Source organism: Phenylobacterium sp. (assembly GCF_035309685.1).
Lineage (GTDB): Bacteria > Pseudomonadota > Alphaproteobacteria > Caulobacterales > Caulobacteraceae > Phenylobacterium.
The window spans coordinates 91630-117988 of sequence record NZ_DATGEX010000031.1 but is presented as its reverse complement, the minus strand read 5'-3'; the positions used below and the strand labels follow the sequence as shown (position 1 = coordinate 117988).

The 26359-nt window shown below is 69.5% G+C and carries 28 protein-coding genes; 9 read left to right on the top strand and 19 right to left on the bottom strand.

Features of this window, described 5'->3' with window-relative positions:
- Positions 1–8: 8 nt before the first annotated feature.
- A complete protein-coding gene (gene mutL / locus VKQ35_RS10100) occupies positions 9–1874 on the bottom strand; it encodes a DNA mismatch repair endonuclease MutL (protein ID WP_324361114.1) in 1866 nt (621 codons plus the stop codon).
- A gap of 1 nt (position 1875) precedes the next feature.
- On the opposite strand from mutL, the gene VKQ35_RS10095 reads away from it, so the two are divergent.
- Complete coding sequence (locus tag VKQ35_RS10095; RefSeq protein ID WP_324361112.1) at positions 1876–2895, top strand: TraB/GumN family protein; 1020 nt, start codon at positions 1876–1878, stop codon at positions 2893–2895.
- 3 nt (positions 2896–2898) lie between these two features.
- Here the strand turns inward: VKQ35_RS10095 and VKQ35_RS10090 are convergent, their stop codons facing one another.
- Entirely contained in the window at positions 2899–3309 is a 411-nt protein-coding gene (locus VKQ35_RS10090) for a hypothetical protein (protein ID WP_324361111.1), read from the bottom strand.
- A gap of 99 nt (positions 3310–3408) precedes the next feature.
- Between VKQ35_RS10090 and VKQ35_RS10085 the strand changes: the two genes are divergently transcribed.
- Together VKQ35_RS10085 and VKQ35_RS10080 are read left to right on the top strand one after the other, a co-directional pair.
- Positions 3409–3837 carry a hypothetical protein gene (locus VKQ35_RS10085; protein WP_324361109.1) on the top strand — a complete coding sequence of 143 codons (429 nt, stop codon included), beginning with the start codon at positions 3409–3411 and terminating at the stop codon, positions 3835–3837.
- A 5-nt stretch (positions 3838–3842) separates the two neighbouring features.
- Positions 3843–4064, top strand: a complete 222-nt coding sequence (locus VKQ35_RS10080; protein ID WP_324361107.1) for a helix-turn-helix transcriptional regulator — start codon at positions 3843–3845, stop codon at positions 4062–4064.
- Between the two features lie 194 nt (positions 4065–4258).
- On the opposite strand, the gene VKQ35_RS10075 is transcribed toward VKQ35_RS10080, so the two are convergent.
- From VKQ35_RS10075 to ileS, 3 genes are all read right to left on the bottom strand, one after another.
- Positions 4259–4816, bottom strand: coding sequence for a DUF3035 domain-containing protein (locus tag VKQ35_RS10075; RefSeq protein WP_324361105.1), 558 nt, complete (start codon positions 4814–4816; stop codon positions 4259–4261).
- A gap of 79 nt (positions 4817–4895) precedes the next feature.
- Positions 4896–5417 (bottom strand): signal peptidase II, encoded by a 522-nt coding sequence (gene lspA / locus VKQ35_RS10070; RefSeq protein ID WP_324361103.1) that lies wholly within the window; start codon positions 5415–5417, stop codon positions 4896–4898.
- Positions 5414–8359: an isoleucine--tRNA ligase gene (gene ileS / locus VKQ35_RS10065; RefSeq protein ID WP_324361101.1), complete on the bottom strand. Its 2946-nt coding sequence runs from the start codon at positions 8357–8359 to the stop codon at positions 5414–5416. Before ileS ends, lspA begins: the two co-directional genes overlap by 4 nt.
- 291 nt (positions 8360–8650) lie before the next feature.
- Between ileS and VKQ35_RS10060 the strand changes: the two genes are divergently transcribed.
- Complete coding sequence (locus tag VKQ35_RS10060; RefSeq protein WP_324361099.1) at positions 8651–9502, top strand: cyanophycinase; 852 nt, start codon at positions 8651–8653, stop codon at positions 9500–9502.
- 25 nt (positions 9503–9527) lie between these two features.
- On the opposite strand, the gene VKQ35_RS10055 is transcribed toward VKQ35_RS10060, so the two are convergent.
- The 5 genes from VKQ35_RS10055 to VKQ35_RS10035 form a co-directional block, all read right to left on the bottom strand.
- Complete coding sequence (locus tag VKQ35_RS10055) at positions 9528–10124, bottom strand: DUF1003 domain-containing protein (protein ID WP_324361097.1); 597 nt, start codon at positions 10122–10124, stop codon at positions 9528–9530.
- 53 nt (positions 10125–10177) lie between these two features.
- On the bottom strand, positions 10178–11299 hold the full coding sequence (locus VKQ35_RS10050) for an amidohydrolase family protein (protein ID WP_324361095.1): 1122 nt from the start codon (positions 11297–11299) through the stop codon (positions 10178–10180).
- A gap of 105 nt (positions 11300–11404) precedes the next feature.
- Entirely contained in the window at positions 11405–12355 is a 951-nt protein-coding gene (locus VKQ35_RS10045) for a bifunctional riboflavin kinase/FAD synthetase (RefSeq protein ID WP_324361093.1), read from the bottom strand.
- Positions 12352–12774 (bottom strand): MaoC family dehydratase, encoded by a 423-nt coding sequence (locus VKQ35_RS10040; RefSeq protein ID WP_324361091.1) that lies wholly within the window; start codon positions 12772–12774, stop codon positions 12352–12354. Before VKQ35_RS10040 ends, VKQ35_RS10045 begins: the two co-directional genes overlap by 4 nt.
- A gap of 50 nt (positions 12775–12824) precedes the next feature.
- Complete coding sequence (locus VKQ35_RS10035) at positions 12825–13691, bottom strand: TIGR01459 family HAD-type hydrolase (RefSeq protein WP_324361089.1); 867 nt, start codon at positions 13689–13691, stop codon at positions 12825–12827.
- Between the two features lie 391 nt (positions 13692–14082).
- On the opposite strand from VKQ35_RS10035, the gene VKQ35_RS10030 reads away from it, so the two are divergent.
- On the top strand, positions 14083–14223 hold the full coding sequence (locus VKQ35_RS10030; RefSeq protein WP_324361086.1) for a hypothetical protein: 141 nt from the start codon (positions 14083–14085) through the stop codon (positions 14221–14223).
- Here VKQ35_RS10030 and VKQ35_RS10025 read toward each other — a convergent pair.
- Positions 14220–15485 (bottom strand): EAL domain-containing protein, encoded by a 1266-nt coding sequence (locus VKQ35_RS10025; protein ID WP_324361084.1) that lies wholly within the window; start codon positions 15483–15485, stop codon positions 14220–14222. The two genes, VKQ35_RS10030 and VKQ35_RS10025, sit on opposite strands and share 4 nt — an antisense overlap.
- Positions 15486–15900: 415 nt before the next feature.
- Here VKQ35_RS10025 and VKQ35_RS10020 point away from each other — a divergent pair, with 415 nt between their 5' ends.
- Together VKQ35_RS10020 and rpiB are read left to right on the top strand one after the other, a co-directional pair.
- On the top strand, positions 15901–17406 hold the full coding sequence (locus tag VKQ35_RS10020; RefSeq protein ID WP_324361082.1) for an NAD(P)/FAD-dependent oxidoreductase: 1506 nt from the start codon (positions 15901–15903) through the stop codon (positions 17404–17406).
- Positions 17407–17453: 47 nt separating this feature from the next.
- On the top strand, positions 17454–17903 hold the full coding sequence (gene rpiB / locus VKQ35_RS10015) for a ribose 5-phosphate isomerase B (RefSeq protein WP_324361080.1): 450 nt from the start codon (positions 17454–17456) through the stop codon (positions 17901–17903).
- Here rpiB and VKQ35_RS10010 read toward each other — a convergent pair.
- From VKQ35_RS10010 to VKQ35_RS10000, 3 genes are all read right to left on the bottom strand, one after another.
- Positions 17900–19204, bottom strand: coding sequence for an RNA polymerase sigma factor (locus tag VKQ35_RS10010; RefSeq protein WP_324361078.1), 1305 nt, complete (start codon positions 19202–19204; stop codon positions 17900–17902). The two genes, rpiB and VKQ35_RS10010, sit on opposite strands and share 4 nt — an antisense overlap.
- A 66-nt stretch (positions 19205–19270) precedes the next feature.
- Positions 19271–19696 carry a YciI family protein gene (locus tag VKQ35_RS10005; protein WP_324361076.1) on the bottom strand — a complete coding sequence of 142 codons (426 nt, stop codon included), beginning with the start codon at positions 19694–19696 and terminating at the stop codon, positions 19271–19273.
- Between the two features lie 96 nt (positions 19697–19792).
- The gene (locus tag VKQ35_RS10000) at positions 19793–20683 is read right to left on the bottom strand and encodes an AraC family transcriptional regulator (protein ID WP_324361074.1); all 891 of its coding nucleotides are present in this window, start codon (positions 20681–20683) and stop codon (positions 19793–19795) included.
- 122 nt (positions 20684–20805) lie between these two features.
- Here VKQ35_RS10000 and VKQ35_RS09995 point away from each other — a divergent pair, with 122 nt between their 5' ends.
- Positions 20806–21666 carry a GDSL-type esterase/lipase family protein gene (locus VKQ35_RS09995; RefSeq protein ID WP_324361072.1) on the top strand — a complete coding sequence of 287 codons (861 nt, stop codon included), beginning with the start codon at positions 20806–20808 and terminating at the stop codon, positions 21664–21666.
- On the opposite strand, the gene VKQ35_RS09990 is transcribed toward VKQ35_RS09995, so the two are convergent.
- From VKQ35_RS09990 to VKQ35_RS09970, 5 genes are all read right to left on the bottom strand, one after another.
- Positions 21663–22232, bottom strand: a complete 570-nt coding sequence (locus tag VKQ35_RS09990) for a nitroreductase family protein (protein ID WP_324361070.1) — start codon at positions 22230–22232, stop codon at positions 21663–21665. The two genes, VKQ35_RS09995 and VKQ35_RS09990, sit on opposite strands and share 4 nt — an antisense overlap.
- Before the next feature lie 115 nt (positions 22233–22347).
- Positions 22348–23070, bottom strand: coding sequence for a glyoxalase superfamily protein (locus VKQ35_RS09985; protein WP_324361068.1), 723 nt, complete (start codon positions 23068–23070; stop codon positions 22348–22350).
- Between the two features lie 413 nt (positions 23071–23483).
- Entirely contained in the window at positions 23484–23816 is a 333-nt protein-coding gene (locus tag VKQ35_RS09980; RefSeq protein ID WP_324361066.1) for a hypothetical protein, read from the bottom strand.
- A gap of 21 nt (positions 23817–23837) precedes the next feature.
- On the bottom strand, positions 23838–24716 hold the full coding sequence (locus VKQ35_RS09975; protein ID WP_324361064.1) for a 3-hydroxybutyryl-CoA dehydrogenase: 879 nt from the start codon (positions 24714–24716) through the stop codon (positions 23838–23840).
- A 76-nt stretch (positions 24717–24792) separates the two neighbouring features.
- A complete protein-coding gene (locus tag VKQ35_RS09970) occupies positions 24793–25800 on the bottom strand; it encodes a LysR substrate-binding domain-containing protein (RefSeq protein WP_324361062.1) in 1008 nt (335 codons plus the stop codon).
- 146 nt (positions 25801–25946) lie between these two features.
- Here VKQ35_RS09970 and VKQ35_RS09965 point away from each other — a divergent pair, with 146 nt between their 5' ends.
- Positions 25947–26321, top strand: coding sequence for a TonB family protein (locus VKQ35_RS09965; protein ID WP_324361060.1), 375 nt, complete (start codon positions 25947–25949; stop codon positions 26319–26321).
- Positions 26322–26359: the final 38 nt, after the last annotated feature.

The window sequence follows — 26359 nt, the reverse complement described above, 5'->3', positions numbered from 1 at the left end:
CGGTGGGTCTAGCGCCTGCCGAACAGGCGCTCGATGTCGGCGAGCTTGAGTTCGACGTAGGTCGGGCGGCCGTGGTTGCACTGGCCGGAGTGGGGCGTGGCTTCCATCTGGCGGAGCAGGGCGTTCATCTCCGGGGCGGTGAGGCGGCGGCCGGCGCGGACCGAGCCGTGGCAGGCCATGGTGGAGCAGACGTCCTCCAGCCGCTCCTTCAGCGCCAGCGCCTGGCCGTTTTCGGCGAGGTCGTCGGCGATGTCGCGGACCAGGCCCTGGACGTTGGTCTCGCCGAGCAGGGCCGGGGTCTCGCGCACTAGGACGGCGCCCGGGCCGAAGGGCTCCAGCATCAGGCCGAGCGCCGCCAATTCCTCGGCCTTTGCAACGACCCGGTCGGCCTCGGCGGGGTCGAGCTCGACCACCTCGGGCAGCAGCAGGGCCTGGCGGGTGACGCCACCGTCGGCCATCTCGTGCTTCATGCGCTCATAGACCAGCCGTTCGTGGGCGGCGTGCTGATCGACGATGACCACGCCGTCGCGGGTCTGGGCGACGATGTAGGTCTCGTGCACCTGGGCCCGCGCCGCGCCGAGCGGATAGTCAACCGGATCGAACACCGGGGCCGGCGCGCCTTCCTCCGCGACGCCTCCTTCTTGCCAATTGGGCTCCCAATTCGGTTCGGCGCGGGCGGAGACTTCGGTGAGGCCGGGGATCGACTGGACGGCGGCGGCGAGCCCACCGCCCGCGTGCGGCTGCCAGCCGCCTTGGCGCCAGGCCGAGTAGCCCGCGGCTGACGGCGGCGGGGTCCAGCCACCGCCCGGTCTAAAACCGCCGAGCGCGGCGCTGGCGACCGTGGTCGAGGCGCGGTGTCCGGCGCTGGCCAGCGCATGGCGCAGGCCGCCGATGATCAGGCCGCGCACCAGGCCGGGATCGCGGAACCGCACCTCAGCCTTGGCCGGGTGGACGTTGACATCGACATAGGCCGTGTCGAGCTCCACGTAGAGCGCCGCCAGCGGATGCCGGTCGCGGGCCAGGAAGTCGGCATAGGCGGCTCTGAGCGCCCCCTGCAGCAGGCGGTCGCGGACCGGGCGGCCGTTGACGAACAGATACTGATGGGCCGCGTTGCCGCGGTTGTAGGTCGGCAGCCCCGCGAACCCGGAGAGCCGCACGCCCTCGCGCTCGTGGTCCAGCGCGAGCGCATTGTCGGAAAACTCGCGGCCCATGATGTCGGAGAGCCTGGCCAGACGCCCCTCCGGGCCGGGCGTCTCGGCGGGCAGGCGCACCGTCCTTCGACCATCGAGATCGAGGGTGAAGGAGACGGCCTCGTGCGCCATGGCCTGGCGCTTGATCTCCTCGGCGATGGCCATGGCCTCGGCCCGCTCGGACTTCATGAATTTCAACCGCGCGGGTGTCGAATAGAAGAGGTCGCGGATCTCGACGCGGGCGCCGTGCGGATCGGGGAAGGCGGCGGGCGAGACCGCCCCGACCGCGCCGCCTTCGACGAAGATCGCGTGGGCGTCGGTGTGGCCTTTGGCGCGGCTGGAGATCGACAGGCGGGCGACGGAGCCGATCGAGGGCAGGGCCTCGCCGCGGAAGCCGAGCGTCGAGATATGCAGGAGATCGTAGTCGCCGGCGTCGTCGGGGCTGAGCTTGGATGTGGCGTGCCGCTCGATGGCCAGCGGCAGTTCGTCAGCCGTCAAACCTTGGCCATCGTCGGCCACCAGGATGCGGGTCAGGCCGCCGCCGTCGGCCTGCACCTCGATCCGGGTCGCGCCGGCGTCGAGGGCGTTTTCGACCAGTTCCTTGACCGCGCTCGCGGGCCGTTCCACCACCTCGCCGGCGGCGATGCGGTTGACGGTTTCGGGCGGAAGACGACGGATCGGCATGGTGAGGCTTTCGGCAGTTCCCCAATATAGGACGATTCCGGGGCCGCGCGCGGGCTGGCGTCGCCGCACCGCCGCGCTGGGGCTCGCGCTCGCGCTGGCCACGCCGGCGATGGCGCAGGTCCCGCTCGCCGCCTCGAAGCCCGACCCCAACGATCCGGACTCGGTGCTGGTCGAGGAGCTGGTGGTGGTTGGCCGCCTGCCGGGGCCGGCCTGGTGGACGGTCTCCAACGGGACCACCACCGTCTATGTGCTGGGCTCGCCCTCGCTGGCGCCCAAGCACATGACCTGGGACCGGGCGATCTTCGAGCGGCATCTGGCCGGGGCGAGCGTGGTGATCCTGCCGTTCCAGGATGTGCATGTGACGGTGCTGGGCTCGTTCGGGGCGGCCTTCAACTACCTGCGTCTGAAGGGCGGCGGACCGTTCGAGGCGACCCTGGACCCCGCGACGAAGGCCCGCTTCGTGGCCGTCCGCACGCGGCTGGGCGAAAGCGCCGACCACTACGGGACGAAGAACCCGCTGGCCGCCGGCCTCGTCCTGGCCACCGACTATCGGCAGAAGACCGGGCTCACCACGTCGGATCCCACCAAGCTGATCAAGCTGCTCGCCGCGCGCGCCAGGGTTCCGGTGTCGCAGAAGGCCTACGATCTTGGGCCGGTGATGGGGGCGGTGATCCGCACGCCGCCGGCGGCGGGTCGCGCCTGCTTCGACGAGGTGCTGGCCCAGGCCGAGGCGGGCCCCGGCATCACCCAGGGCGCGGCGGCCGCCTGGGCGAAGGGCGATGTGCCGGGCGCGCTCGCGAATGAGCGGACCTACGAACGCTGCATCGCGCTCGTCCCGGGCGCCCAGGCCTTCGACGCGAGGACCAAGGCCGATCAGGTGGCGCAGATCGAGCAGGCCCTGAAGAAGCCCGGCCACGCCGTCGCCGTCGTGCCGCTGCGGCCGCTGCTGGCCCAGGGCGGGGTGCTGGACCAGCTCCGCGCCAAGGGCTTCACGGTGACGACGCCCGGCGAGGAGTCCTAGGGGCTACTGCGGCCCGAAGGTGGCGGCGACGAAGTTGTCGTAGTTGTCGAGCACGTGCGGGTCCTCCTTCACGATCTGCACCACCTGGCGCGGGATCAGCTTCAGGTGATCGACCATGCCTTCCGGCGTCATGTGCATGACCGGGGCGAAGTCCCGGAAGATCGCGAAGGATTTCTGCTCGTAGCCGTCCACGTCGACCTTGCCGGGCCCGCCCGAGAAGGCCGTCCGGGTGAGGTCGAACCAGGCGTGCATGTGCGGGTCGTTGATCCAGCGCTGCTCGTCATTGCCCTGCAGGCTGGCGCTGTTCGCGGGCTTGGCCGCCGGCGCCGGGTGCTGGGCGGCTGCTGGCGCGGCCAGGGCCAGGGCGGCGAGCGCGGCGCCCGCGACGAGTAAGGTGGCGATTTGTCGGTTCACGGGAGTCCCCAGGGCTGCTAGCCATGCCAAGAATGTCTGACGTGATGTAAAAGATATCATACATCATGTAAAATGAATTTTACGTAGGAGGCCGGCCGCATGTCGTTCCGCGAGAAATCCGCCTGGATCACCCTGGTGACGGTGCTGGTCTGCTTCGGGGCCTATTTCGTGGAGCTGTTCGGCGGCCTGGCGAGCAGCCACCACCATTTCGGCGGCCTGCAATCGGTGCATCTGCTGCTGTTGGCGGTGCTGGCGCTCGTCGTGTTGCAGGTGACGCTGACCGCGATCGCCGCCTGGACCACGCCCAAGGCCGGACGCGGCCTCGCCGACGAGCGCGAGCGGCTGATCCAGCTGCGCGCCCAGAGCCTGGGCTTCCATGTGCTGATGGTGCTGGCGGTCGGCCTGTTCGCGCCGGCCTTCTTCGGGCACCGCGGGATCGAGATGGCCAATTTCGCCCTGCTGGCGGTGGTGATCTCGGCCTTGACGGTGGCGATCGCGCAGATCGTGATGTTCCGGCGTGGGAGCTAGGCGGGATGGCGCTCCCCATCGCCAACCAGATCCGCCGCCTGCGCTTCGAGCACGGCGAGATGACCCAGTCGGAGCTGGCCGAGAAGATCGGCATGACCCGCCAGACCGTGGCCGCCATCGAGGCCGGCAAATATTCGCCGTCGCTGGAGGCCGCCTTCCGCATCGCCCACGTGTTCGAGGCGAGCCTGGACGAGGTGTTTCAGTGGGTTTCCATCCCTCCTCTTTAGGGGAGGGTGGCGAGGCGAAGCCGAGACGGGTGGGGGTCAAGGGCCAGGGCGCCGACGTCCGCGCTTGAACGCGAGTCCCCCACCCTGGTCGCCCACCGGGTCGCTCCGCGACCCGGCGCCCCCCTCGCTTCGCGAGCCGCCCCCAGCGGGGGCGGATTGCGGCCTGTCCCTCCCCTAAAGAGGAGGGATGATTTTTAGAGCCCCGGCAGCTTCAGCTTCTTGTCGCCTTCGCGGGCGATAATCACGGTCTTGCCGCCGGTCAGCTTGGCGATGCGGTCGGCCTCGGCGGCCGGGTCGATCGGGGCTGTGCCGTCGCCTGTGGCGAGCGGCGCGGGGGCCGCGGCGGTCTTGTCGGCGCGCCAGAACATCACGCGGTCGGCGAAGCTCTTTTCTTTGTGCGCCACGCCGCCGAATTCGTCGTCGACCACGTAGCGGATCAGCGGGTCGGCCTTGTCGGCGCCGGCCTTGGCGACCAGCAGCTTCTCGCCCTCGGAGCGGGCCTCGCCCTCGCGGACGCCCAGGAGCGCTGTGCGCGCGGCGCTTTCCGGCTGCAGTTCCTGCGGGCGCGGCATGCCGGGCGCCGGCGGGCGCAGCGCGAAGTCGGGCGGCACCACCAGCGGGGCCTTGGTCACCACGCGGAACTCGTCGGGGGTCACCTTGTTCATGCCGAGCGCATTGCGCGTCGACACACATCCGGCGAGACCGGTCGCCGCGATCAGCGCGGCCGCAACGATCACACGGTTGGCGTTCATGAACTTAGCTACTCCTAAGGCCGCCCCCGGCCAGAAGGGCATGTGGATAGCGCAAACAGCCGGTCTCGCCAACGGCGCGTTAGGCCGCATCCTGCGGAGCCCGCTTGGCGCGCTCCTTGCCGTCTTGCCGCAGCATGTCGACCAGAAGAAGGCAGATGCCGACGGTGATCGCCGAATCGGCGACGTTGAAAATCCACGGGAAGTAGATGAGTCGCGAGACGTCGATGAAGTCGGCCACTGCGCCGAAGCGGATGCGGTCGACGACATTGCCGATGGCGCCGCCGATCACCAGGCCGATGGCGATGGCGAACAGCGGCCGCTCGGCCTTGCGCACCCAGCTCACCAGCACGCCGGCCACGCCGATCGAGAAGGCGGCCAGCAGCCAGCGCACGGCTTCCTTGTGCGCCTGCAGGAAGCCGCCGACGAAGCTGACGCCCGGGTTCCAGACCATGGTCAGGTAGAAGGGGCCGGCCAACTGCACGCTGGCCCGCAGCGGCAGATTCAGGCCGGTCAGGATCCAGGCCTTGGTCGCCTGGTCGATGACGACGACGGCCAGCGCCAGCACCAGCGCCGTCCAGCCGAGCTTGGTGATCGAGGTCATGCGCCGGTCTTTTCTTGGGGGGCTTTTCCGTGGGCGGCGTCCCAGGCCGCGACCGCGTCGTCGCAGCGGAGGCACAGGAATTTTGGGGCCTTCACTTCAGGAAGGACGCGCCAGCAGCGGAGGCACTTATGAGCTTCTCTGATTGGGTCGTCTCCAACCTTGGAAATGATCACTCCGCTGCACTCGGGGCCAATCTTTGCCAAGCTTGTTACGAACAACTCCGCAGCGAACTCGTCTGTCGATAGGCCGGGGCCTTCGAAATCGGAAACGATGGGCTCTCCAGGAGCGGCGGGCTCGTCCTTCAGGACGCCCGCTTCGACCTCCGCTTCCAGCGTCGCCCCGATCATGCGAGCGGTTCGAGCTTGCTCTAGGTGCGAATTAACTCGTCTTTTGAGCGTCAGAAGCCTTGCCCAGCGCTGGGCCATGGCCTCGTCGCGCCATTCGGCGGGCGTGTCGGGGATCACGCGCAGGCAGTTGGAGCCGGCGTCGGGATAGCGCGTGGTCCAGGCCTCTTCGGTGGTGAAGGGCATCAGCGGGCTGAGCCACGCGGTCAACCGCTCGAACACCGCCTGCATCACCGTCCGCGCCGCGCGGCGGCGTAAGGATTCGGGGCGATCGCAGTAGAGGGCGTCGCGGCGGATGTCGAAGAACAGCGCCGAGAGGTCTTCCTGGCAGAAGTCCATCACCGGCCGGATCACGTCCTGAAAGAGATAGCCCTCGTAGGCCGCGCGCACCTGGCCATCGAGCTCATAGAGCCGATGCAGGATGAACCGCTCCAGGGGCGGCATGTCGGCCAGTTCCACCGCCTCGTCCGGCGAATAGTCGGCGAGCGCGCCCAGCAGGTAGCGGACGGTGTTGCGCAGCTTGCGGTAGGCGTCCGACGTGGTCTGCAGCACCGTCTTGCCGATCCGGCTGTCGTCCGAATAGTCGATCATCGCGGCCCACAGGCGGATGATCTCGGCGCCGCTCTCGCGGATCACCACCTCCGGATCGACCACGTTGCCCTTCGACTTCGACATCTTCTCGCCGGCCTCGTCCATGGTGAAGCCGTGGGTGAGGATGGCGTCGTAGGGCGCGCGGCCCCGCGTGCCGGAGCTTTCCAGCAGGGACGACTGGAACCAGCCGCGGTGCTGGTCGGAGCCTTCCAGATAGAGGTCGGCCGGCCAGTGGGTGTGGGCGCGGTTTTCCAGGGTGAAGGCGTGGGTCGAGCCGGAGTCGAACCAGACGTCGAGGATGTCCTCGACCTTTTCGAAGCGTTGCGGGTCGTGCTGGCCGAGGAAGTCGGAGACCGGCCGGGTGAACCAGGCGTCGGCCCCCTCGGCCTCGATGAGGTCGATGATGCGTTTGTTGACCGCCTCGTCGTGCAGCGGCTGGCCGGTCTCCTTGTCGACGAACATGGCCAGCGGCGCGCCCCAGGCGCGCTGGCGGCTGATCAGCCAGTCGGGGCGGCTCTCGACCATGGCGCGGATGCGGTTGCGGCCGGCCTCCGGATAGAAGGCGGTGGCCTCGATGGCTTCCAGCGCGGTTTCTCGGAGTGTCCGGCCCTTGTGGGCGGCGTCTTCCAGCGGCTCGTCCATGCGGATGAACCACTGCGGCGTATTGCGGAAGATCACCGGCGCCTTGGAGCGCCAGCTGTGTGGGTAGGCGTGCTCGACCCGGCCCCGCGCCAGCAGGGTTCCGGCCTCGATCAGCTTTTCCATCACCGCCGGATTGGCCGGGCCGAACTTGCCGGCTTTCTTGCCCTCGGTCTCCAAGACCTTAAGGCCGGCGAACAGCGGCACGCCTGGATAGTAGGCGCCGTCCGGATCGACGGTTTCCGGGATCTCGCGGTGGCCGTGGGCCAGCCAGACGGCGTAGTCGTCGGCGCCGTGGCCGGGCGCGGTGTGGACGAAGCCCGTGCCCGCGTCCTCGGTCACGTGGTCGCCGGCCAGCATCGGGACCTGGAAGCCGTAGCCGCTGTCGAGGCCCGCCAGCGGGTGGGCCAGCACCATGCCCTGGCAATCGACCTTCTCGATGCGCTCGTAGCTGGCGACCTTGGCGGCGGCCATGACCTCGGCCGCCAGCTTTTCGGCGACGATCAGCTTGTCGCCGGGCTTGGCCCAGGGCGCGAACTCCAGGCCCTCCTCGATGGCGTCGACGCGATAGACCGCATAGGCGATGTCGGGATTGTAGCTGACGGCGCGGTTGGCCGGGATCGTCCACGGGGTCGTGGTCCAGATGACCACGCTGGCGCCCTGGGCCGCGTCGGACCCCTCGACCACCGGGAACTTCACCCAGATCGTGGGCGAGACGTGGTCGTGGTACTCGACCTCGGCGTCGGCCAGAGCGGTGCGCTCCACCGGGCTCCACATCACCGGCTTGGAGCCGCGGTAGAGCTGGCCGGAGGCGACGAACTTTTGGAACTCGGCGACGATGGCCGCCTCGCTCGGATAGTCCATGGTCGCGTAGCGGTGCTCCCAGTCGCCGATCACGCCCAGACGCTTGAAGCCGGCCATCTGGACGCCGATCCACTTGGCGGCATAGTCGCGGCAGCGGGTGCGGAACTCGGCCTTGGAGACCTCGTCCTTGCGCCGGCCCTGACCGCGCAGCTCCTCCTCGATCTTCCATTCGATCGGCAGGCCGTGGCAGTCCCAGCCCGGCACATAGTCGACGTCGTAGCCCAGCAGGAACCGCGAGCGGACCACGAAGTCCTTGAGCGTCTTCTGCAGGGCGTGGCCGATGTGGATCGCGCCGTTGGCGTAGGGCGGGCCGTCGTGCAGCACGAACAGCGGGGCGCCCGCATGCTGCCGGGCCTTGCGCATGGCGTGGTAGAGGTCGACTTGCGCCCACCGCTCAAGGATCTGCGGCTCCTTCTGCGGCAGGCCCGCGCGCATGGGGAAGGGCGTGTCGGGAAGGAAGACGGTCTCGCGGTAATCGCGCGAAGGGGCGGCGTCGTCGGCCATTGAACTTTCCAGCGTGGTCCGGGGGAGATCCCCGGTTCGGCCTACGTGGCTTGCGCCACTTCGTTGACCGGGGATGACGGGATTTACAAGTCCCGGCGCGCGCAGACGGTCTCGTCCGGCGTCACGCCGGGCGGGTAATTCGCGAGCTCTTCCGGACCGAGGTCATGGGGCGAGGCTCTAACAGACGACGGCGGCGAACCCAAGAGGCGCTGTCCGTCCTGGGGAGGCTGGATTTTGTCCCGGCGATGGGCTGAGTTGTCCGGACGTCCGCTTCCAAGGTCCGGGGATTCCATGTTCTTTCGCCTCAGCGCCATTGCGCTCGCGCTCACCGTCCAGTTCTCGGCCGCTCCGGTCCAGGCCGCCGACAAGCCTGCTTCGCCGCCGCCGGTGGTCAAGGGCCCCGCGCATGGGACGCTGATCATCGCCGGCGGCGGCAAGCTTGGGCCGGAGATCCTCGGGCGCTTCATCAAGCTGGCGGGCGGGCCTTCGGCCGAGATCGTGGTGATCCCGACGGCGGGCGGGGCGAAGACCTACGGCCCCGACTGCGACTGCCTGAAGATCTTCCGCGAGCTCGGCGCGGCGAACCTGACCGTGCTGCACACTCTCGACCGCCAGGAGGCCGATAGCGACGCCTTCGTCGCGCCGCTGAAGCGGGCCAAGGCGGTGTGGTTCGTCGGCGGCCGGCAGTGGCGCCTGGTGGACAGCTACTCCGGCACCAAGACCGAGACGGAGATCAAGAACCTGCTGGCGCGGGGCGGCGTGGCGGGCGGCACCTCGGCCGGCGCGTCGATCCAGGCCTCCTACCTGGTGCGCGGCGCGGTGAGCGGCAACGATGTCGTCATGGCGCCGGATCACGAGGTCGGCTGGGGCCTGATCCAAGGCGCCGGCGTCGACCAGCATGTCACGGCGCGCCACCGCGAGGGCGACCTGGACGCGCTGGTCGCCAAGCACCCCGAACTGCTGGGCGTCGGCATCGACCAGTCGACCGCCATCGAGGTGAAGGCCGACAGCTTCAGTGTGCTGGGCGCCGGCCACGTCTTCATCCACGACGGCAAGGAACAGCCCAACGGCGGCCACTACTACCTGATGAAGGCGGGCGACCGCTTCGACCTGAAAACGCTGACGGCCTCGGCGATGCGCTAGGCCGGCCGAAGGTTCGGGCGCCCGTTCAAGACGGAACCTCCGCGTCGGCGGCCGTCGCTGTGTCGTCGCCCCGGGCGTCGATCTGGTTTTCCTTGAGCACTTCCAGCACGGCTTCCGGATCGGCGGGGTGCGAAAGGCTGGCGGCCTCGGCGTCGGGGCGGTTGCGGACGTTGGGCAGGTCGCGGCGCAGTTCCTCCATCAGCTCGATCAGCTTGGCGGCCTTCTGCTCCGAGAGCATGGCCAGTTCCAGGGTGAGCTGTTCGCGCAGTTCGCTGAGTTCGTCCTCCCGGCGCTGGGTGACGAGGATGAACAGGGTCATGAACAGCGCGCCAACGCTGGTCACGCTCTGCAGCGCGCCGAAGGGCGCCGGATCGAAGGGTTTTAGCCCCGCCGCGCCAAGCCCCAGGTTGAGCGCGAGCCACAGCGTGACCCCGACCGCCAGCAGGCCGGCGGCGCGCGGCCGGCTGAAGAACCGCGTCAGCCGCTCGACCGTGCGTTGCAGGCCGGTCGAGCCGCGCCGGTGGTCGATGTGCAGGCGGGCGATCGCCTGCACCGTCTCGTCGATGTGGGCCGGGAGGATCGGCGTTTCGGACAGGGAACTCGATACTGTGGAGCTGGTCATACGACAGGGAACGCGCGAGGCGCGCGTTCGCTCAAACGCCCGGGCGCGCAGCCTCAGGCGGTCGCCGGCTCGGTGAGCCCCAGCATCTGCTCGAAGTTCTTCGAATAGAACAGTTCGCGGTCGGCGTCCGACAGGTCGCCGAAGGTCCGCTCGAAGCGGCCGATCGGGTCGTTGGTGCCCTCCGGATGCGGGTAGTCGCTGGAGAACATGTAGAGGTCGGCGCCCGAGTCCTTGATCAGGTAGCCGGCGTCCTCGCCCGGGAACGGCGTGAACTTGACGTGCCGGCGGATGATCTCCGAGGGCTTGGCCGACAGCGCCTGCAGATAGGGGTCTGTGCGCCCGAAGCTGCGCGCGCCCATGTCCATCTGGCGCAGGAACCCCGGCACCCAATAGGCGCCGTATTCGATCACCCCGCCGCGCAGCTCGGGGATGCGGTCGAAGACGCCGTCGTAGACCAGCGCGCCGAGGAACATCTCCGCCGAGTGCGGCAGGACCACATAGTCCTTGAACCGCAGGTTCTCGCCGCCGCCGTGCAGGTCGGGCGAGGGCGCGCGGCCGTTGTTGATGTAGGCCTGCGGCAGGACGCGGGAGCCCGCGCCGATGTGCAGCACGAACGGGATCCGCTTGGCGGCCAAGAGCTTCCAGAACGGGTCCAGGTCCGGGTGGCCGGGCGAGCGCTCGCCGGCCGGCGTCGAGGGCGTCCAGATGGCGCCGCAGCCCAGGCGGATCGCCTCCTGCGCCTCCTCCAGCGCCCGGGCGGGATCGTCCAGCGGCACATAGGCGACGCCGATCAGGCGCGGGTCGCGGCAGAAGTCGGCCATGGCGCGGTTGGCCGCGCGCGTCCCGGCGTAGACCACGTCGATGTCGGAGGAGGTGCGGAAGGGCCGCAGCGCCGAGGTCGGAAACACCAGCTGGCTCGAAAAGCCCAGCTCGTCCAGCGCCCGGGTGCGTTCGGCCGGATCGCAGGCGCCGTAGGCCAGCCTGCCCTTGGGCCCGGCGATCAGGCCCTCGATGACCTTCTCCTTGGGCGCCACGACCGGCGGGCGGGTGGAGGGCGCATCGCGCCGCAGGAGGCGGTCCTTCATGGCCCCCTCGGCGAACGGCACCAGCCAGTCGGCGGGCTCCATCAGATGGCTGTCGGCGTCGTGATAGACGCGGCCCTGGGCGTAAGGCATCGGCTTCCTCGCAGCGGCTCTTCCCGGGGCTCTTGGCGGCCCGCCGGCGCACTATCTCCTGCGATCAGCCCTGCTCACAAATGAAATCTTCGGCGCGGTCGCGGCCTAGCCGAAGTCCGGCATCAAGAGGTCGCGGGCCTGTTTGGCGTCCTTCATGACCTGGGCGGTCATGGTCTCCAGCCCGTCGAACTTCAACTCGGGGCGCAGGAAGCTGATCAGATCGGTCTCGATGACCTGGTCGTAGATGTCTTCGTCGAAGTCGAAGAGCCAGACTTCCAGCAGGGGGGCACGCGTGCCCTCGATGGTCGGATTGATGCCGATGTTGGCGACGCCCGGAATGTCGCGGCCGTCGGGCAGGCGGGTGCGGGTGGCGTAGACGCCGAACTTCGGGATCACATAGTCGGCCAGCGCCACGTTGGCGGTGGGGAAGCCGAGTTTGCGGCCCAGCTGCCGGCCGCGCTGCACGGCGCCCTCGATGGCGAAGGGGCGTCCCAGGATCTGGGCGGCGACTTCCGGATGGCCGCCGCGCAAAGCCTCGCGCACGCCGGACGAGGAGAACTTCTCGCCGTCGGCGTCCTCGACCGCCTCGGCCACCGAGACGCCGAAGCCCATCTCCTTGCCATAGGCCTGCATGGTGGCGGGGCTGCCGGTTCGGTCCTTGCCGAAGGAGTTGTCGAAGCCGACGGCCACGTGGCGCGCGCCCAGGCCCTCGTGCAGCACGATTTGCGCGAACTCGCGGTCGGTCATCTGGGCGAGCTCGGGCCCGAGCGGCAGGACGTAGAGGATGTCGACGCCGAGCGCCTCAAGGGCGCGGGCCTGCTGATCGGCCTTCATCAAGAGGAAGGCGGGCTCGTCGGGGCGGAAATAGACGCGCGGATGCGGGTCCAGCGTGATGACGCCCAGAGGCGCGCCAAGCTTGCCCGCGGCCTTGGCGGCCAGCGCGATCACCTGCTGGTGGCCCCGGTGGACGCCGTCGAAATTGCCCATGGCCACGGCCGCGCCGCGATCGCCCTGCGGCAGGTCCTTCCAGCCCTTGATCAGACGCAGGCGCCTCATTTGTCCCTGCGCGGAACCATGATCAGGGCCTCGCCGTCGACCACGGTCTTGCCGCCCACCAGACAGACGGTCTCGAAGGTCGCGTGGCCCTTGGCCGCGTCCAGCGCCTTGACGGTGACTCGCGCGGTGACCGGGTCGCCGATCTTCACCGGCCGGCGGAAGCGCAGGGATTGCGACAGATAGATCGCGCCCGGTCCCGGCAGGTCATTGCCCAGCACCGCCGAGATATAGGCCGCCGACAGCATGCCATGCGCGATCCGTCCGCCGAACGGCGTGGTCTTGGCGAAGGCCTCGTCCATGTGCACCGGATTGTGGTCGCCGCTGACCGCGGCGAAGGCCTCGATGTCGGCGGCGCCGACCACATGGCTGACCTCGGCGGTCTGGCCCACGGCGAGTTCGTCGAAATAGAGACCCTGCAACGGCTGCTCCCCGAGTGTTCGCGGTTTCACTTAGCCACGATTGACCGCTCTCACCAGACCAGGTCGGCGATGGCGTAGGTCGCGTTGAGGCCATCCTGGCGCAGGAGGTCGGCGACGGCGGCCGCGTTGAGCGCGCCGTCAGGGCCGATGGTCTCGCCGCCGTGGATGCCGCTGGCGACGAACAGGACGTCCAGGCCCCGCGCATTGGCGCCGCGGATGTCGGTGGGCAGGCCGTCGCCGATGCACAGCACACGGGCCGGGTCGACGGGCGCGCCGAGCGCCTCGGCGGCCTTCTGCAAGGAGAGGTCGTAGATGATCGGATAGGGCTTGCCAGCCATCAGCACCCGGCCGCCCAGGCTCTCGTAGAGCTGTGCGAGCGCGCCGCCGCAGTAGATCAGCTTGTCGCCGCGCTGCACGACGATATCCGGGTTCGCGCACAGCATGACCAGATCGCGGCCCACCGCCTCGATGAACCGGTCGCGATAGTCGCCGGGCTCGTCGTTTTCGTCGTCGTAGGGGCCGGTGACGGAGATGAAGGCGGCGTCGGCGAGGCCCGAGAATTCGACGCCGAGGCCTTCGTAGAGCGCGTCGTCGCGGTCGGGGCCGATCTTCCAGGCGGGGCCGGGCGCACGCTGCGCCAACAGCAGGCGGGTGGCGTCGCCGGAGGTGACGATGGCGCTGTAGGCGTCGCGCGGCACGCCCAGGCCGTCGAGCTGTTCGATCACCGGTCCATGCGGCCTGGGCGAATTGGAGATCAGGATCACCGGCCCGCGGGTCTCGCGGTAGCGCGCCAGCGCCGCGCAGGCGGCGGGGAAGCTTTCGCGGCCGTTGTGGATCACACCCCAGACGTCGCAGAGCAGGGCGTCATAGGCCGGGGCGATCTGGGAAAGGCCGGCGGCAGGCTTGGGAGCGGTCATGGGCGTCGCGGGTAGCGGGGGCCCCAGGCGCGGTCAACGGCCTTTGTCGCGCCGGCGGCTACGTGTGCTAGGTCTTCGACGGGGACAGGGGGACGACACATGCGACCTGCGGCATTCGCGATGGCCTTGGCCATGCTGCTCATTCCAGCGACCTGCGTGTTGGCCCAGCCCGCGCCCAAGGACGTCGCCGCGGTCTGGGCCCGGGAGGCGCGCTACTGGGCGATGCGGGCGGCGGGAGACAGCGCGGGCTATCTCGAGCTGTTCGACGCGCGGTTCACAGGCTGGCCCTGCGGCGCCGATACGCTCGCGGACAAGGCCGCGATATCGCTCAAACCTGACAAGGTCTCCCCCCGTCCTCGACGCGCGCGCCGCCACCGGCGGGCCGGGCCTCGTGGTCGTCTACTATCGCGCGACGACGCCGGCGGCCGACGGCTCGGGCAAACCCCAGGTGCGCAACTTCACCCACACCTGGGTCCAGCGGGGCGACACCTGGCGGATTCTGGGCGGCATGTGCCGGGAGGCAACTCCCTAGCCGAACGCCGCGCGCTTCTGCAGCGTGTCGCGGAACTGCGGGCGGACCAGGGTGGGCGGCGGGCCGGCTTCGGTGAGCACGGCTTCCTTGATGGCGCGGGGCTCGCCGAACAGGTGGCCCTGGCCAAAGCCGATGTTGAGCTCGAGCACGTCGACCACCTGGCGCTCGGCCTCGATCTTCTCGGCGATCACCTGCACGCCGTAGCGCAGCGTCAGCGCCGTGAAGTCCTCGGCGGCGAGGTCGGGCAACGCGCGCAGCACCAGGCGCCCGTCGACCTCGGTCAGCTCGTCCAGCAGCACCGGGGCGGCGATCTTCAGGAACTTCACGTCGGCGCGCGACAGGTCCTGCAGATCGAGGTCGAGGTCGGTGACCTTGTCCAGGCTGAAGCGGAAGCCGAGGTCGGCGAGCTTGCCCATGTTGCGCGCCTCCACCGAGCCGCGGGCGTCGAAGGCCTGCTGGCCGATCTCGAAGATCAGGGCGCCGGCCAGGTCGCGGTTGGCGGTCAGGAGGTCGAGGAACTGCGGGAAGAAGCTCTCGTCGGCGAGGCTGGCCATGGAGACGTTGCAGAAGATGCCGATCTTGCGGTCCTGCTTGGCCAGGCGCCGCACGATCTGCACGCAGCGGAACAGCAGAAGGTTGTCGATGGCGGTGACCAGGCCGCCGGGCTCGGCGACGGTCAGGTACTCCGCCGGCATCATCACCCGGCCGCTCTCGTCACGCAGGCGCGAGAAGCTCTCGTAGAACTGGGTGCGCCGCTGCGGGAGATTGACGATCGGCTGCAGATAGAGGTCGACACGGTTCTCGGTCAGCGCCTCGCGCACGGTGTCCAGCAGGGCCGGCGTGTGGCGCGCGTCGCCGCCCAGGTGGGCCGGGAAGGCCGGCGCGTCGCCCTGCTCATCGAGCCGCCGGCGCATCTGCTCGACCAGGTCCTCCAGCATGTGGACCTCGTCGATCAGCGCGTCGGAGCGGGTGGCGTCCTGCACCGCGGCCTCGAAGATCTCGCTGACCCGGGTGTCCAGGGCCTCGACCTGGGAGATGAGGATCTGGTGCGCCTCGCGCAGGTTCTCCACATCGCCCTTGATGGCGCCGGTCTCCAGCGCGCGTTCGATCAGGCCGTGGAAGGCGAAGCAGAGGCCAAGCCCGCCCACCAGGGCGGCCACGCCAGCGCCCCAGCCGCCGCCGTTCCGCCACAGCGTCAGCGAGACGATCAGCGACAGGCAGAGGTAGGTCGCGCAGAGAAGGCCAAGGGTCAGGCGACGCATGGTCCCGCCATCCGAATCACTTGGGTGAGTATCCGACGCAGCTTGGCGGCAAGTCGAATGGATTAACGCCGGGTGCGGCGATGGCGCGCCGAGCGGCGGAGGCTCAGCTGTTTTGAACCCCGGAAAACACGGAAGGAGGATTCAACCACGGACGGACACAGACGCACACGGACCTGTCCTGCCGCTTGAAAGGCCGAAGGCCATCTTCCGATAGGTTCTAGCTAAGGATCAGAAGGCGAGCTGCGCTCGCGACGGGCAAGGCGGGTCGGTGTGCGTCTGTGTGGGTCCGTGGTTTCTTTCTTCTTCCGTGCTCTTTCCGTGTTTCCGGGGTTCCAAATCTGGGCGGCCGCCGCCGCGCTGGCCTCTCCGATGAAAATATGTGATCGGTGTTCACCTAACCCGGAGCGAGCTTCAGATGGCGGACGGATCGGCGGGCAAGGCGGGGCCCGAGCACTTCGATGTGCTGATCGTGGGCGCGGGCTTGAGCGGCGTCGGCGCCGGCTGGCACCTGCAGGACAAATGCCCCGACCGCTCCTACGTGATCCTGGAGGGGCGGGACGCGATCGGCGGGACCTGGGACCTGTTCCGCTATCCGGGCATCCGGTCGGACAGCGACATGTACACGCTGGGTTACGCCTTCAAGCCGTGGACGCAGGCCAAGGCCATCGCCGACGGCCCCTCGATCCTAAAATATGTGCGCGACACGGCGGCCGAAAACGGCATCGACCGGAACATCCGCTATGGCCACAAGGTGACTTCGGCCGCCTGGTCGAGCGCCGACGCCTGCTGGACGGTCGAGGCCCAACGCAGCGATGGCGCGGCGGTGACGCTCACCGCGGGCTTCGTCTTCCTCTGCGGCGGCTACTACAGCTACGAGGGCGGCTACACGCCGGAGTTCCCGGGCGTCGAGCGGTTCAAGGGGACGCTCATCCATCCGCAGAAATGGCCGGAGGGTCTCGACTACGCCGGCAAGCAGGTGGTGGTGATCGGGTCCGGCGCGACGGCGGTGACCGTGGTCCCGGCCATGGCGGGGACGGCCGGCCACGTGACCATGCTGCAGCGCTCGCCGACCTATGTGGTCTCGCGGCCCGCCGAGGACGCGATGGCCAACCGGCTGCGCAAGGCGCTCCCGGCCAAGCTCGCCTACCACCTGATCCGCTGGCGCAACGTGCTGTTCGGCATGTGGTTCTTTCGCCTCGCCCGCAACAAGCCCGACGCGGTGAAGAAGAACATCATCGACATGGTCCGCGCCCAGCTCGGTCCCGACTACGATGTCGGCAAGCACTTCACGCCCACCTACAATCCCTGGGATCAGCGCCTGTGCCTGGTCCCCGACGCCGACCTCTTCGAGGCGATCAAGGCGGGCCGCGCCAGCGTGGTCACCGACCACATCGAGAGCTTCACCGAGGACGGGATCAAGCTCAGGAGCGGCGCGCAGCTGAAGGCCGACATCATCGTCAGCGCCACCGGCCTGACGCTGCAGGTGATGAACGGCCTTTCGATCAGCGTCGACGGGCGCGCGGTCGATCCCGGCGCGACGCTCTCCTACAAGGGCATGATGTACGAGGACACGCCCAACCTGGCGTCGTCGTTCGGCTACACCAATGCGTCCTGGACGCTGAAGTGCGACCTGACCTGCGAATACATCTGCCGCCTCCTGAACCACATGGCCAGGACCGGCCTGCGCCAGGTGACGCCGCGCAACGACGATCCCGATATCGAGCGCCAGCCGTGGCTGGATTTCTCCTCCGGCTACGTCCAGCGGGCCATGGCGAAGTTCCCCAAGCAGGGGTCCAAGGCGCCCTGGAAACTGCACCAGAACTATGCGCTCGACCTGATGAGCCTGCGGTACGCGAAGCTTGAGGACGGGACGCTGGAGTTCAGCAATCCCACGCCGGCGCGGGCGAAGGTGGCGGCTTAGGGCGGAGCCGCTAAGCTGTCTTGCGAAACGGGACGGACGCCGCCGCCATGACCGCCGACAACCGCATCGTCCTCTCCAGCGACCACACGGCCATTGCGCTGCGCCAGGCCATCGCCGCCCACATCGCGGCTCAAGGCTGGGTGGCGGTCGACATCGGGCCGACGGCGCCGGAGAGCACGCCCTATCCTGAGCAGGGCGCCGCGGCGGCGCGGCTGGTGGCGTCCGGCGATTGCCGGTTCGGCGTCATCCTGTGCGGCACGGGCCAGGGGATCATGATGGCGGCCAACAAGGTCAAGGGCATCCGCTGCGGCGTCTGCGCCGACACCTACTCCGCCCGGATGATCCGCCAGCACAACGACGCCAACATGCTGGCGCTCGGCGCGCGGGTGGTGGGCGAGGGCCTGGCGCTCGACATCGTGGATGCGTTCCTGGCCGCGTCGTTCGACGGCGGCTGGCATGTGGCGCGGGTGGCGATGATCGGGGCGCTGGAGGGCTAGGATCGAGCGGCGTCGCCGCAGGCCTCGGCGCGGGCGAGCAGAAAATCGCGTTCGCGCAGGTTGCGGGCGAGGGCGGCGGCGGCCTGGAACTCCGAACGCGCCTCGGCCCGCCGGCCGGCCCGGAACAGGAAGTCGCCCCGCGCCGCCGGCAAGGGCGCATAGCCTCGCAGGACGGTGACGTCGGCGAGCGCGTCCAGCAGGCGCAGGCCCGCGTCGGGCCCGAACGCCATGCTGTGGGCGATCGCGCGGTTGAGATCGACGACCGGCGAGGGCGCCACGGCGCGCAGTTGGTCGTACAACGCGGCGATCCGCGGCCAGTCGGTGTCGGCGGCCCGGCGGGCGCGGGCGTGGCAGGCGGCGAGCGCGGCCTGCAGCACATAGGGTCCCCAATCGCTCGCCTGGGGACCGGCCAGGGCCTCGGCGCGGGCGAGCGCGTCGAGGCCTTGGCGAATGGAGAGCCGGTCCCAGCGGGCGCGGTCCTGCTCGGTCAGCGGCACGAAGGCGCCGTCCGGCCCGGTGCGGGCTCTGAGGCGCGACGCCTGGATCTCCATGAGCGCCAAGAGGCCGAGCGTTTCGGAATCCTTGGGCATCCGCGCGGCCAGCATCCGGCCCAGACGCCGCGCCTCCAGGCAGAGGCCCGGGCGGACGAGGTCGTCGCCGGCGGTGGCCGCATAGCCTTCGTTGAAGATCAGGTAGATGACCTCCAGCACCGAGGGCAGCCGGGCCGCCCGCTCCGCGCCCCGCGGCGTCTCGAAGGCGAGCCCGGCCTTGGCGATCGCCTTCTTCGCCCTGACGATGCGCTGGGCGATCGTGGCCTCGCTCGCCAGGAAGGCGCGGGCGATCTCGTCGGTCGTCAGGCCGCCGACCACCCTGAGCGTGAGCGCCGCCCGCGCATCGGGCGACAGCATCGGGTGGCAGGCGGTGAAGATCAGGCCCAGGAGTTCGTCGCCGAGATCGTCGTCCATGGCCGCATCGATCGCCTCGACCGCGTCGTCGGAGACCTCGTCCAGCGTCCGGGCGATCTCCTGGTGCTTGCGCTCGCGCATCCGGTCGCGGCGCACCGCGTCGATGGCGCGGCGCTTGGCGACGGTCATCAGCCAGGCGCCGGGCCTGGCGGGGACGCCGCTCCTCGGCCACTCGGCCAGCGCCATAACCAGCGCGTCCTGCGCCAGCTCCTCGGCGAGGCCGACGTCGCGCACGAGGCGGGCGAGGCCGGCGATCAGCCTCGCCCGCTCGATGCGGAAGGTCGCCTCGATCGCCCGGTGTGTGTCGCCTGGAATTGGGGTCTCGCCTGCGGTCACGAGGCTTTTTCGGCCATGGCCGCAGGGGAGACAAGACGGCGCTCCGGCCGCCGACCGTCCGCGATATCAGGCGACACCGAGCCGTCCGCGCTCCCCGCTGGGCGGCTCGTGGGTCCCCTCGAGGTTCAGGGCCTGCGCCATGTCCTCGGCCTCGATGAACGGCCGGATCTCCATTTCGGAGCGGCCCGGCATGGGATTGGGGCTGCGCATCGCCCAGGCCATGGCCTCGTCCATGTCCTTGACCTCCCAGATCTGGAAGCCGGCGACCAGTTCGCGCGCCTCGGCGAACGGCCCGTCGATGACCGTGCGGCTGTCGCCGTCGATGACGATGCGCTTGGCCTGGGCGGAGTTCTTGAGGCCCGCGCCGGCCACCAGGACGCCGGCCTGGGCCAGCTCCTCGATGAACCGCTCCATCGCCTCGAACGCCTCCATCGTGGGCGGCGTCCCCGCTTCGCTCGCCTCGGTGGCTTTCCCGATCACCATGACCCGCATCGTCTGTCTCCCTCGATCGAGCCGGTCCGTTTTCGCCGCCTCATCAAGACGTCGAACGAGCTCGTGGGGAATCGACGCCGGTCGGCGATTTTTCGCCTAGGCCTCCACCGGGATCCACCATTCCACCCAGCCGCCGGCGCGGTCCGGCGCGAAGTCGTCGGGGTAGACTTCCAGGTCGGGGACGCCCCGGGCGAGGGTGTGGCCCGAGGCAGGGACCCGCTCGCCCCAGATCTCGCGCACCGCCGACTGCATCTGCGGGTGCAGCGGGCCGCCGCTCAGCACCTGGCGGAACACCAGATAGGCATGGGGCGGAATCTCGATGACCTTCATGCCCGGCGGCGCGGGCGCGCCTTCGGCGAGGGCCGCGCCGGCGATGTAGTGGACCCCCTTGCCGCCGGGGCCGGCGCAGCAGACCCCGAAGGTCCCGCCGCCGACCTGGCCCGGCAACGGCAGGCGCGGCGCGAACTGGCCCCAGAGCAGCGGGATGCCGGAGACATTGGCCTCGTCGAAGTCGGCCCCGATCCCGGCGATCCGCAAGGCCGGCTTTCGGGCCGGCGAGGGCGCCTGGGTGAGGTTGCTGGCGTGGAGGTCGGCGGTCGGCATGGCGAGGGTCTCCGGTCGGTGCGGGCGTTCGCCGTCGCGGTAGCGGCCGGGCGAGATGCCGAATTCGCGGATGAAGGCGCGGGTGAAGCCTTCCTGGCTGTCGAAGCCGCAGTCGAAGGCCAGGTCGATGATGGTGAGGCGCGCGCCCCCAAGCGACTCGGCGCGCAACCGCTCGGCGGCGCCCTCCAGCCGCCGCACCCGGACATAGGCCATGGGGCTCAGGCCATAGCGGCCGGTGAACAGGCGGGTGAAGTGGTAGGGCGAGAGCCGGGCGGCGTCGGCGAGGTCGCCGAGGCTGAGCGCCCCGTCGAGGTTGGCCTCGATATGCCGCCGCGCCCGCTCCATGGGGTCGGTAAGCGTCGAGGGCTGAGGGGCCGCGTTCATGGCCGCATCATCGCGCGGCGGCGCAGGCCTGTCTTGACCGCGGTTGCTCTCGGGTTCGGTTCGCCCCCTGATAGGCGCCCAAGCGAGGGATCGAGACGATGACCGGACATCTTGGACACGCCGTGAGACTGGCGATGACCGGCCTGTTGGCGGCGGGTCTGCTGGCGGGGGTCGCCCAGGCCCAGACGCCGCCGCCCCTGCCGCCGATCGCCGGCGCCGTCGGCATGGTCGACCAGCCCTGTCCGCCGGGCAGCTTCGGGCGTTCGGCGGCGATGAAGGCGCTCGCCCAGGCGTTGAGCACGGGCGTGCCGGCGAGCCCCGAGGTCATGGCGGCCTACGCCAAGGAGGGGCCGGAGCGCGACCGGCTGGCCGCCTGGAGCGCCAAGAACGATTTCGCCGACCTCTGCCGTTTCCGCGCCGACGACGCGCGGCTGGAAAAGCAGGGCGGGGTGCGGGTGGTGTTCTTGGGCGATTCGATCACCGAGCTCTGGGGCGCCGCCGACCCGGGCTTCTTCAGCGACAGGATCGTGAACCGCGGCATCAGCGGCCAGACCTCGAGCCAGCTGCTGCTGCGCTTCGAGCAGGACGTGGTGGCCCTGAAGCCGAAGACCGTCCACATCCTGATCGGCACCAACGATGTGGCCGGCAACAACGGCCCCGAGCGGCCGGAGGACCTGAAGAACAACCTGCGCGCCATGGTCGCCGTCGCCAAGGCGCATCGCATCCGCGTGGTGTTGGGCGCGATCCCGCCGGCGGCGGTGATTTCGTGGCGGCCCGCCATCCACCCGGCGGGGCAGATCCGCGAGCTCAACGCCTGGATCGCCGCCTTCGCGAAGGCTGAGGGCGAGGGCTTCGTGGACTACGGGCCGGTGCTCGCCACGCCCGAGGGCGGCATGAAGCCCGCGCTCAGTCGCGACGGGGTGCACCCGCTGAAGGCCGGCTACGACCTGATGCGGCCGATCGCTCAGGCGGCGGTGAACTAGGGCCGCGGATAGCCCAGCGCCGCCACGAAGATCGCGCTGACGGCGGGGTCGCGGAAGAACTCCTGGGCGACCGCTGCGCCGTCGAAGCCGTGCAGGAAGGCCGCCTCCAGGCCCAGGCTCCGGGCGGAAAGCGTCAGGTAGGCGCCCTGCAGCACGCTGTTGCGCAGGGCGGTGGCGCGGAGCGTCGCGGGGCGGTCGAAGCAGGACTCCCCGGCAGGGCCGTCGCCCACGAAGGCGATCAGCTGCTCGGCGAACTCGCGGTCATAGCCGACCACAGCGCAGACCGGCGCAAGCACCGCGGCGTCGCGGGTGCGGGGCGCCAGCCGCTGGGCCAGCCTCGCCTTGGCCGACGGGGTGGAGATGAACAGCATGCGGGTCGGCGAGGCGCCGGTCATGCCGGGACTGACCGCCATCAGCGCCTGCAGTTCCTCGAGCACCTCCAGCGAGACCGGCCGGGCGGAGAAGCCGCGCCCCTCCGCCGGCGGCCGCAACAGCCGCTCCAGGCCGAGCACCCCCTGCGGCGCCGGTCCGGTGGGTACGTTGTAGAGCTCGCCAATCGCCGCCATGCGCCTGCTCCTCTAGGGTTCGGCCGCATATTCCTACCAATTCAGTAGATATTAGAACGCAGGAATTCTGAGGGCGGTTCCAGGGGGTGTCGGAGGGCTGCGGGCCGGCGCGCGGCTAGCCCGGCTCCCGGAAGTCGAGGTTGGTCGGCCGCTGGCGATAGTTCGTCCCGCCGGTCACCTCCTCCGACGGCGCTTCGTGAAGATCGAACCCGGTCGCCCAGGCGCAGCCGAGCCCGCGGAGATAGAAACCGAAGTGCAGGCTTCCGGCTTCCTCCGGCACGTCGAGGACGACCTTCCTCGGCGTCCAATCCCGGGTTCCGTCGAGCGGGCCATCGACGGTGCGCTGCTCCATATTGTCAAACGCGAGTGTTCCCCTGGGCGTGCCGTCCACCCGCAGCCACAGGGTCGCCGCGCCCACCACATCCCGGGTCCTGAGGTCGGCCGTCAGGCGCATCCGCCGGCCTCGGAACGGATCGGCGACGACGCTTTGCATCAGGGTCGCGAAACCCGTCTCGGCGTATCGTGGATCGTCTTCGGGATAGCGCGTCCTGATGACCGCGACGGGGGCCGAGCCGCGCCGGACCTGCGGATCGACGCCGACGTCGTAGAGACCCGGCTTAGAGCCTCCCACGATCCAGCCGGCAGGCAGGGTGAGCCCTGTCTTTGCGGGCGGCGCCGGCTCCTCGGCGAGGCGCGCGGCCAGGATGTTCCAATTGTCCACGCCGAGTTGGCGGGCCACCAGTTCCAGGCACTCGCTGTGGGTGAGCGAGACGCCCTTTTCGGCCAACTCCTGGCGGAGCGCCTTGGCCATGATCTTCGCGTCGCGATAGTTGCGCATATATGTGAACCCCTTGTTCTGGGGCGAACCACAGAGATCAGCGCCTGCGTTCCTGATCGGTCCGCCCAGAAAAGGGAGCTAACCGCGCTTCAAGAGATGCATTCACCATGCCCGGACGGGCGCAGGCGGCCGGTTGCATCGACCGAGACGGGAAACCTGGCCTTGCCGGGAAGGATCGTCAACCGGGTCGGAGGCGCGTCCTTCGTGGCGCTTCCCCGCCTTAAATCTCACGGCAGATGCGAGCCTTCCGGTCTCGGCAAGTCAAGGAGCGGCCCCTGGCCGCCCGCGCGGCGGCGCGCCTTTGGCGCGTCCTTGAGTTGCCGAGACCGGAAGGCAAACTGGCCGCCATAAGATCTATGGCTCAGTCCGTCCCGACGGACGACGATGGACTTCCGTTTGGCCGAGGCCATCACTTAGCGGTGCGGTCGAAACTCAAGGTGACCATGGTCGGTGACCTGCACACGATCTCGCACGCTTAGGGCTCGGGGGTCTCCGATGTGGTCGGCGCAGATCGTGAAGGTCCCATAGGCGGCAGTTTTCTCCCAGCCGCGCGTGTCCAGCTCATCGTCGAGCTTGTCGATGCTGACATCGAGAAGATGTTTGCTGCCGACGACCCACAGCCGGTCATGGTTCGCGTAAATTGCGTACCGCCCCTGCACGACGCGACACTCTCTGGCGCCTGCCGCCGTCGCTACGGCTTGCAATCCAACCATTGTAATGGCCGCGAAAAATGACAGCCCTTTCAAGGATGCCTCCTGACCTAGCCCCTACCGCGTCGGGACGGGCACATCGCCGCGGTAGTCGTAGAAGCCGCGCCCGGCCTTGCGGCCGAGCCAGCCGGCCTCGACGTATTTCACCAGCAGCGGGCAGGGGCGGTACTTGGAGTCCGCCAGGCCTTCGTAGAGCACGTTCATGATCGACAGGACCGTGTCCAAGCCGATGAAGTCGCCGAGTTCCAGGGGCCCCATCGGGTGGTTGGCGCCCAGCTTCATGGCGGTGTCGATGGCTTCCACCGTGCCGACGCCTTCGTAGAGGGTGTAGATCGCCTCGTTGATCATCGGCACCAGCACGCGGTTGACGATGAAGGCCGGGAAGTCCTCGGCGTTGGCGGTGGTCTTGCCCAGACTCTGGGCGAACTGCACGGCGGTCTCGTAGGTCTCCGGGCCGGTGGCGATGCCGCGGATGATCTCCACCAGCTTCATCAAGGGCGCCGGGTTCATGAAGTGCAGGCCGATGAACCGGTCGGGCCGGTCGGTGGCGGCCGCCAGCCGGGTGATCGAGATCGACGAGGTGTTGGAAGCGAGGAGCGTGGTCGCCCCCAGGTGCGGGCCCAGCGCCTTGAAGATGGTCTTCTTGGTCTCTTCGTTCTCGGTGGCGGCCTCGATGGCCAGGTCCGTCTGGCCGATGGCCTGCAGCTCGGGCGCGGGCTTGATGTGGCTCAGCGCCGCGTCCATCTCGTCCTGGGTGACGATGCCGCGGCCGACCTGGCGGGTGAGGTTGCGGTGGATCAGGCCCATGCCCGCCTCCAGCCGTTCCGCGCTCACGTCATGCAGCAGCACCTCGTAGCCGCCCAACGCCACCACATGGGCGATACCCGTCCCCATCTGGCCCGCGCCGATGACGCCGACCGACTTAATCTGAACCATTCAAATGAGCCTCGATGAACGGGCGCCGGACAAACCCGGGAAGATTTGGCGCCGCGTTTCTTTTTATGGCGACTTTCTAACATGGCGGCGCCGTACTGCCGCAAGCGTTTTGCTGCGGCGCAGCGTGGCCGTCGTCGGTTGGCGAATCGTAAAGAGCCGATCGGACCATCCCGCCGACGGCGGCGAGCGCCGTCTCGGCCGCCAGCCAATCTTGCAGTGCGGCGATGCGGGCGGCCTTGCGGTTGTCGGCGCGCCAGACGACGAAGAAGCCGAGGTCGGAGGCGACGTCGCCCTCCACCGGGCGCACCAGCCGCCCGTTGGCCAGGTCCGCCTCGACCAGGCCGCTGCGCCCGAGCGCGACGCCCAGGCCCTGCGCCGCGGCCTCAATCACCATCACAGAGTCCTCCATCACCAGCCCGCTCCGCGGCGGCGGCGTGAGGCCAAACGCGGTGAACCACAGCTCCCAGGGGCGGTGCAGGTGGTGGATCAGCGGCACGGAAAGCACGTCCTGCGGCCGGCGCATGGGATGGGCCTGAGCGAAAGCCGGAGTGCACACCGGGAACAGGGCGTCTGCGAACAGCGGGCGGACCTCGACACCCGGCCAGCGGCCGGCGCCATAGCGCACCGCGACGTCGACCCCGTCGGTGGTGAAGTCGGCCAGCCGGTCGTCGACGCGGATTTCCAGGTTGGCGCCGGCGGGATCGCCCAGCAGGCGGGCGAGCCTGGGCGGCAGCCAGCGGCTGGCGAACTGGGTGTCGAGGCTCAGCACCAGGGGATCGCGCTCGGCGGCGGCGGCGAACTCGGCCACGGCGTTCTGCAGGATGTCCATGCCCTCGCCGACCCGGCGCGCCAGGCGTGCGGCGGCCGGAGTCGCGACCATGGTGTTGCCGCGCCGCTGAAACAGCCGTGCGCCGAGCTCGGCCTCCAGGCGGCGGATCTGCTGGCTGACCGCGCCGTGGGTGACCGACAGTTCCCTGGCGGCGCGGCTGTAGCTGCCGTGCCGGGCGGCGGCCTCGAGCGCGCGGAGCGAGAAGAAGGGCGGCAGGCGGGCCATGGCGGGCGGGAACCGGGGTCTGGACGGCAAGCTCAAGCTCTGGACTCGAGAGGTGGGGTTGTTAGCGGCAATAACAACCCGGACCAGAATCTATCGTTCGCAAGACACCGGTCGCGACCCCACATCCGATCCAGCGGCGCCGCAGACCTGAAACGCAAACCCAAGGAACGAACACCATGAAAGCCCAGCTTCTCATGCTGAGCGCGGCTGGCCTTCTGCTGGCTGCCTCGGCGGCCCCCTCCGCGGCCCTCGCCACGCCCAGCCAACAACTGCTGATGTCAGCCCAGGTGCAGACCCAGGTCGACCGAAGGCTGAGCGCGGTCGGCGTCGACTCCGCTTCGCGGCCGATCTCGGTGCGCGCCACCGTGGCGCCGGACGGCCATGTGACCGGCGTCGCCGTGCTGCAAAGCTCCGGCGCTCCGGAGATCGACCGCAAGGTCGCCACCGTGCTGCAGCGCGTTCTCCTGGCCAATCCGCCGGTGGGGCTGCTGGATGGCGCGGTGACCCTCAATGTCGGCGGCGGCCGGGCCGCCGAGGTCGCCGGCCGCTGAGCCGGCCATCCGGGCCAAGAAAAAGGGGCGGTCCCTGA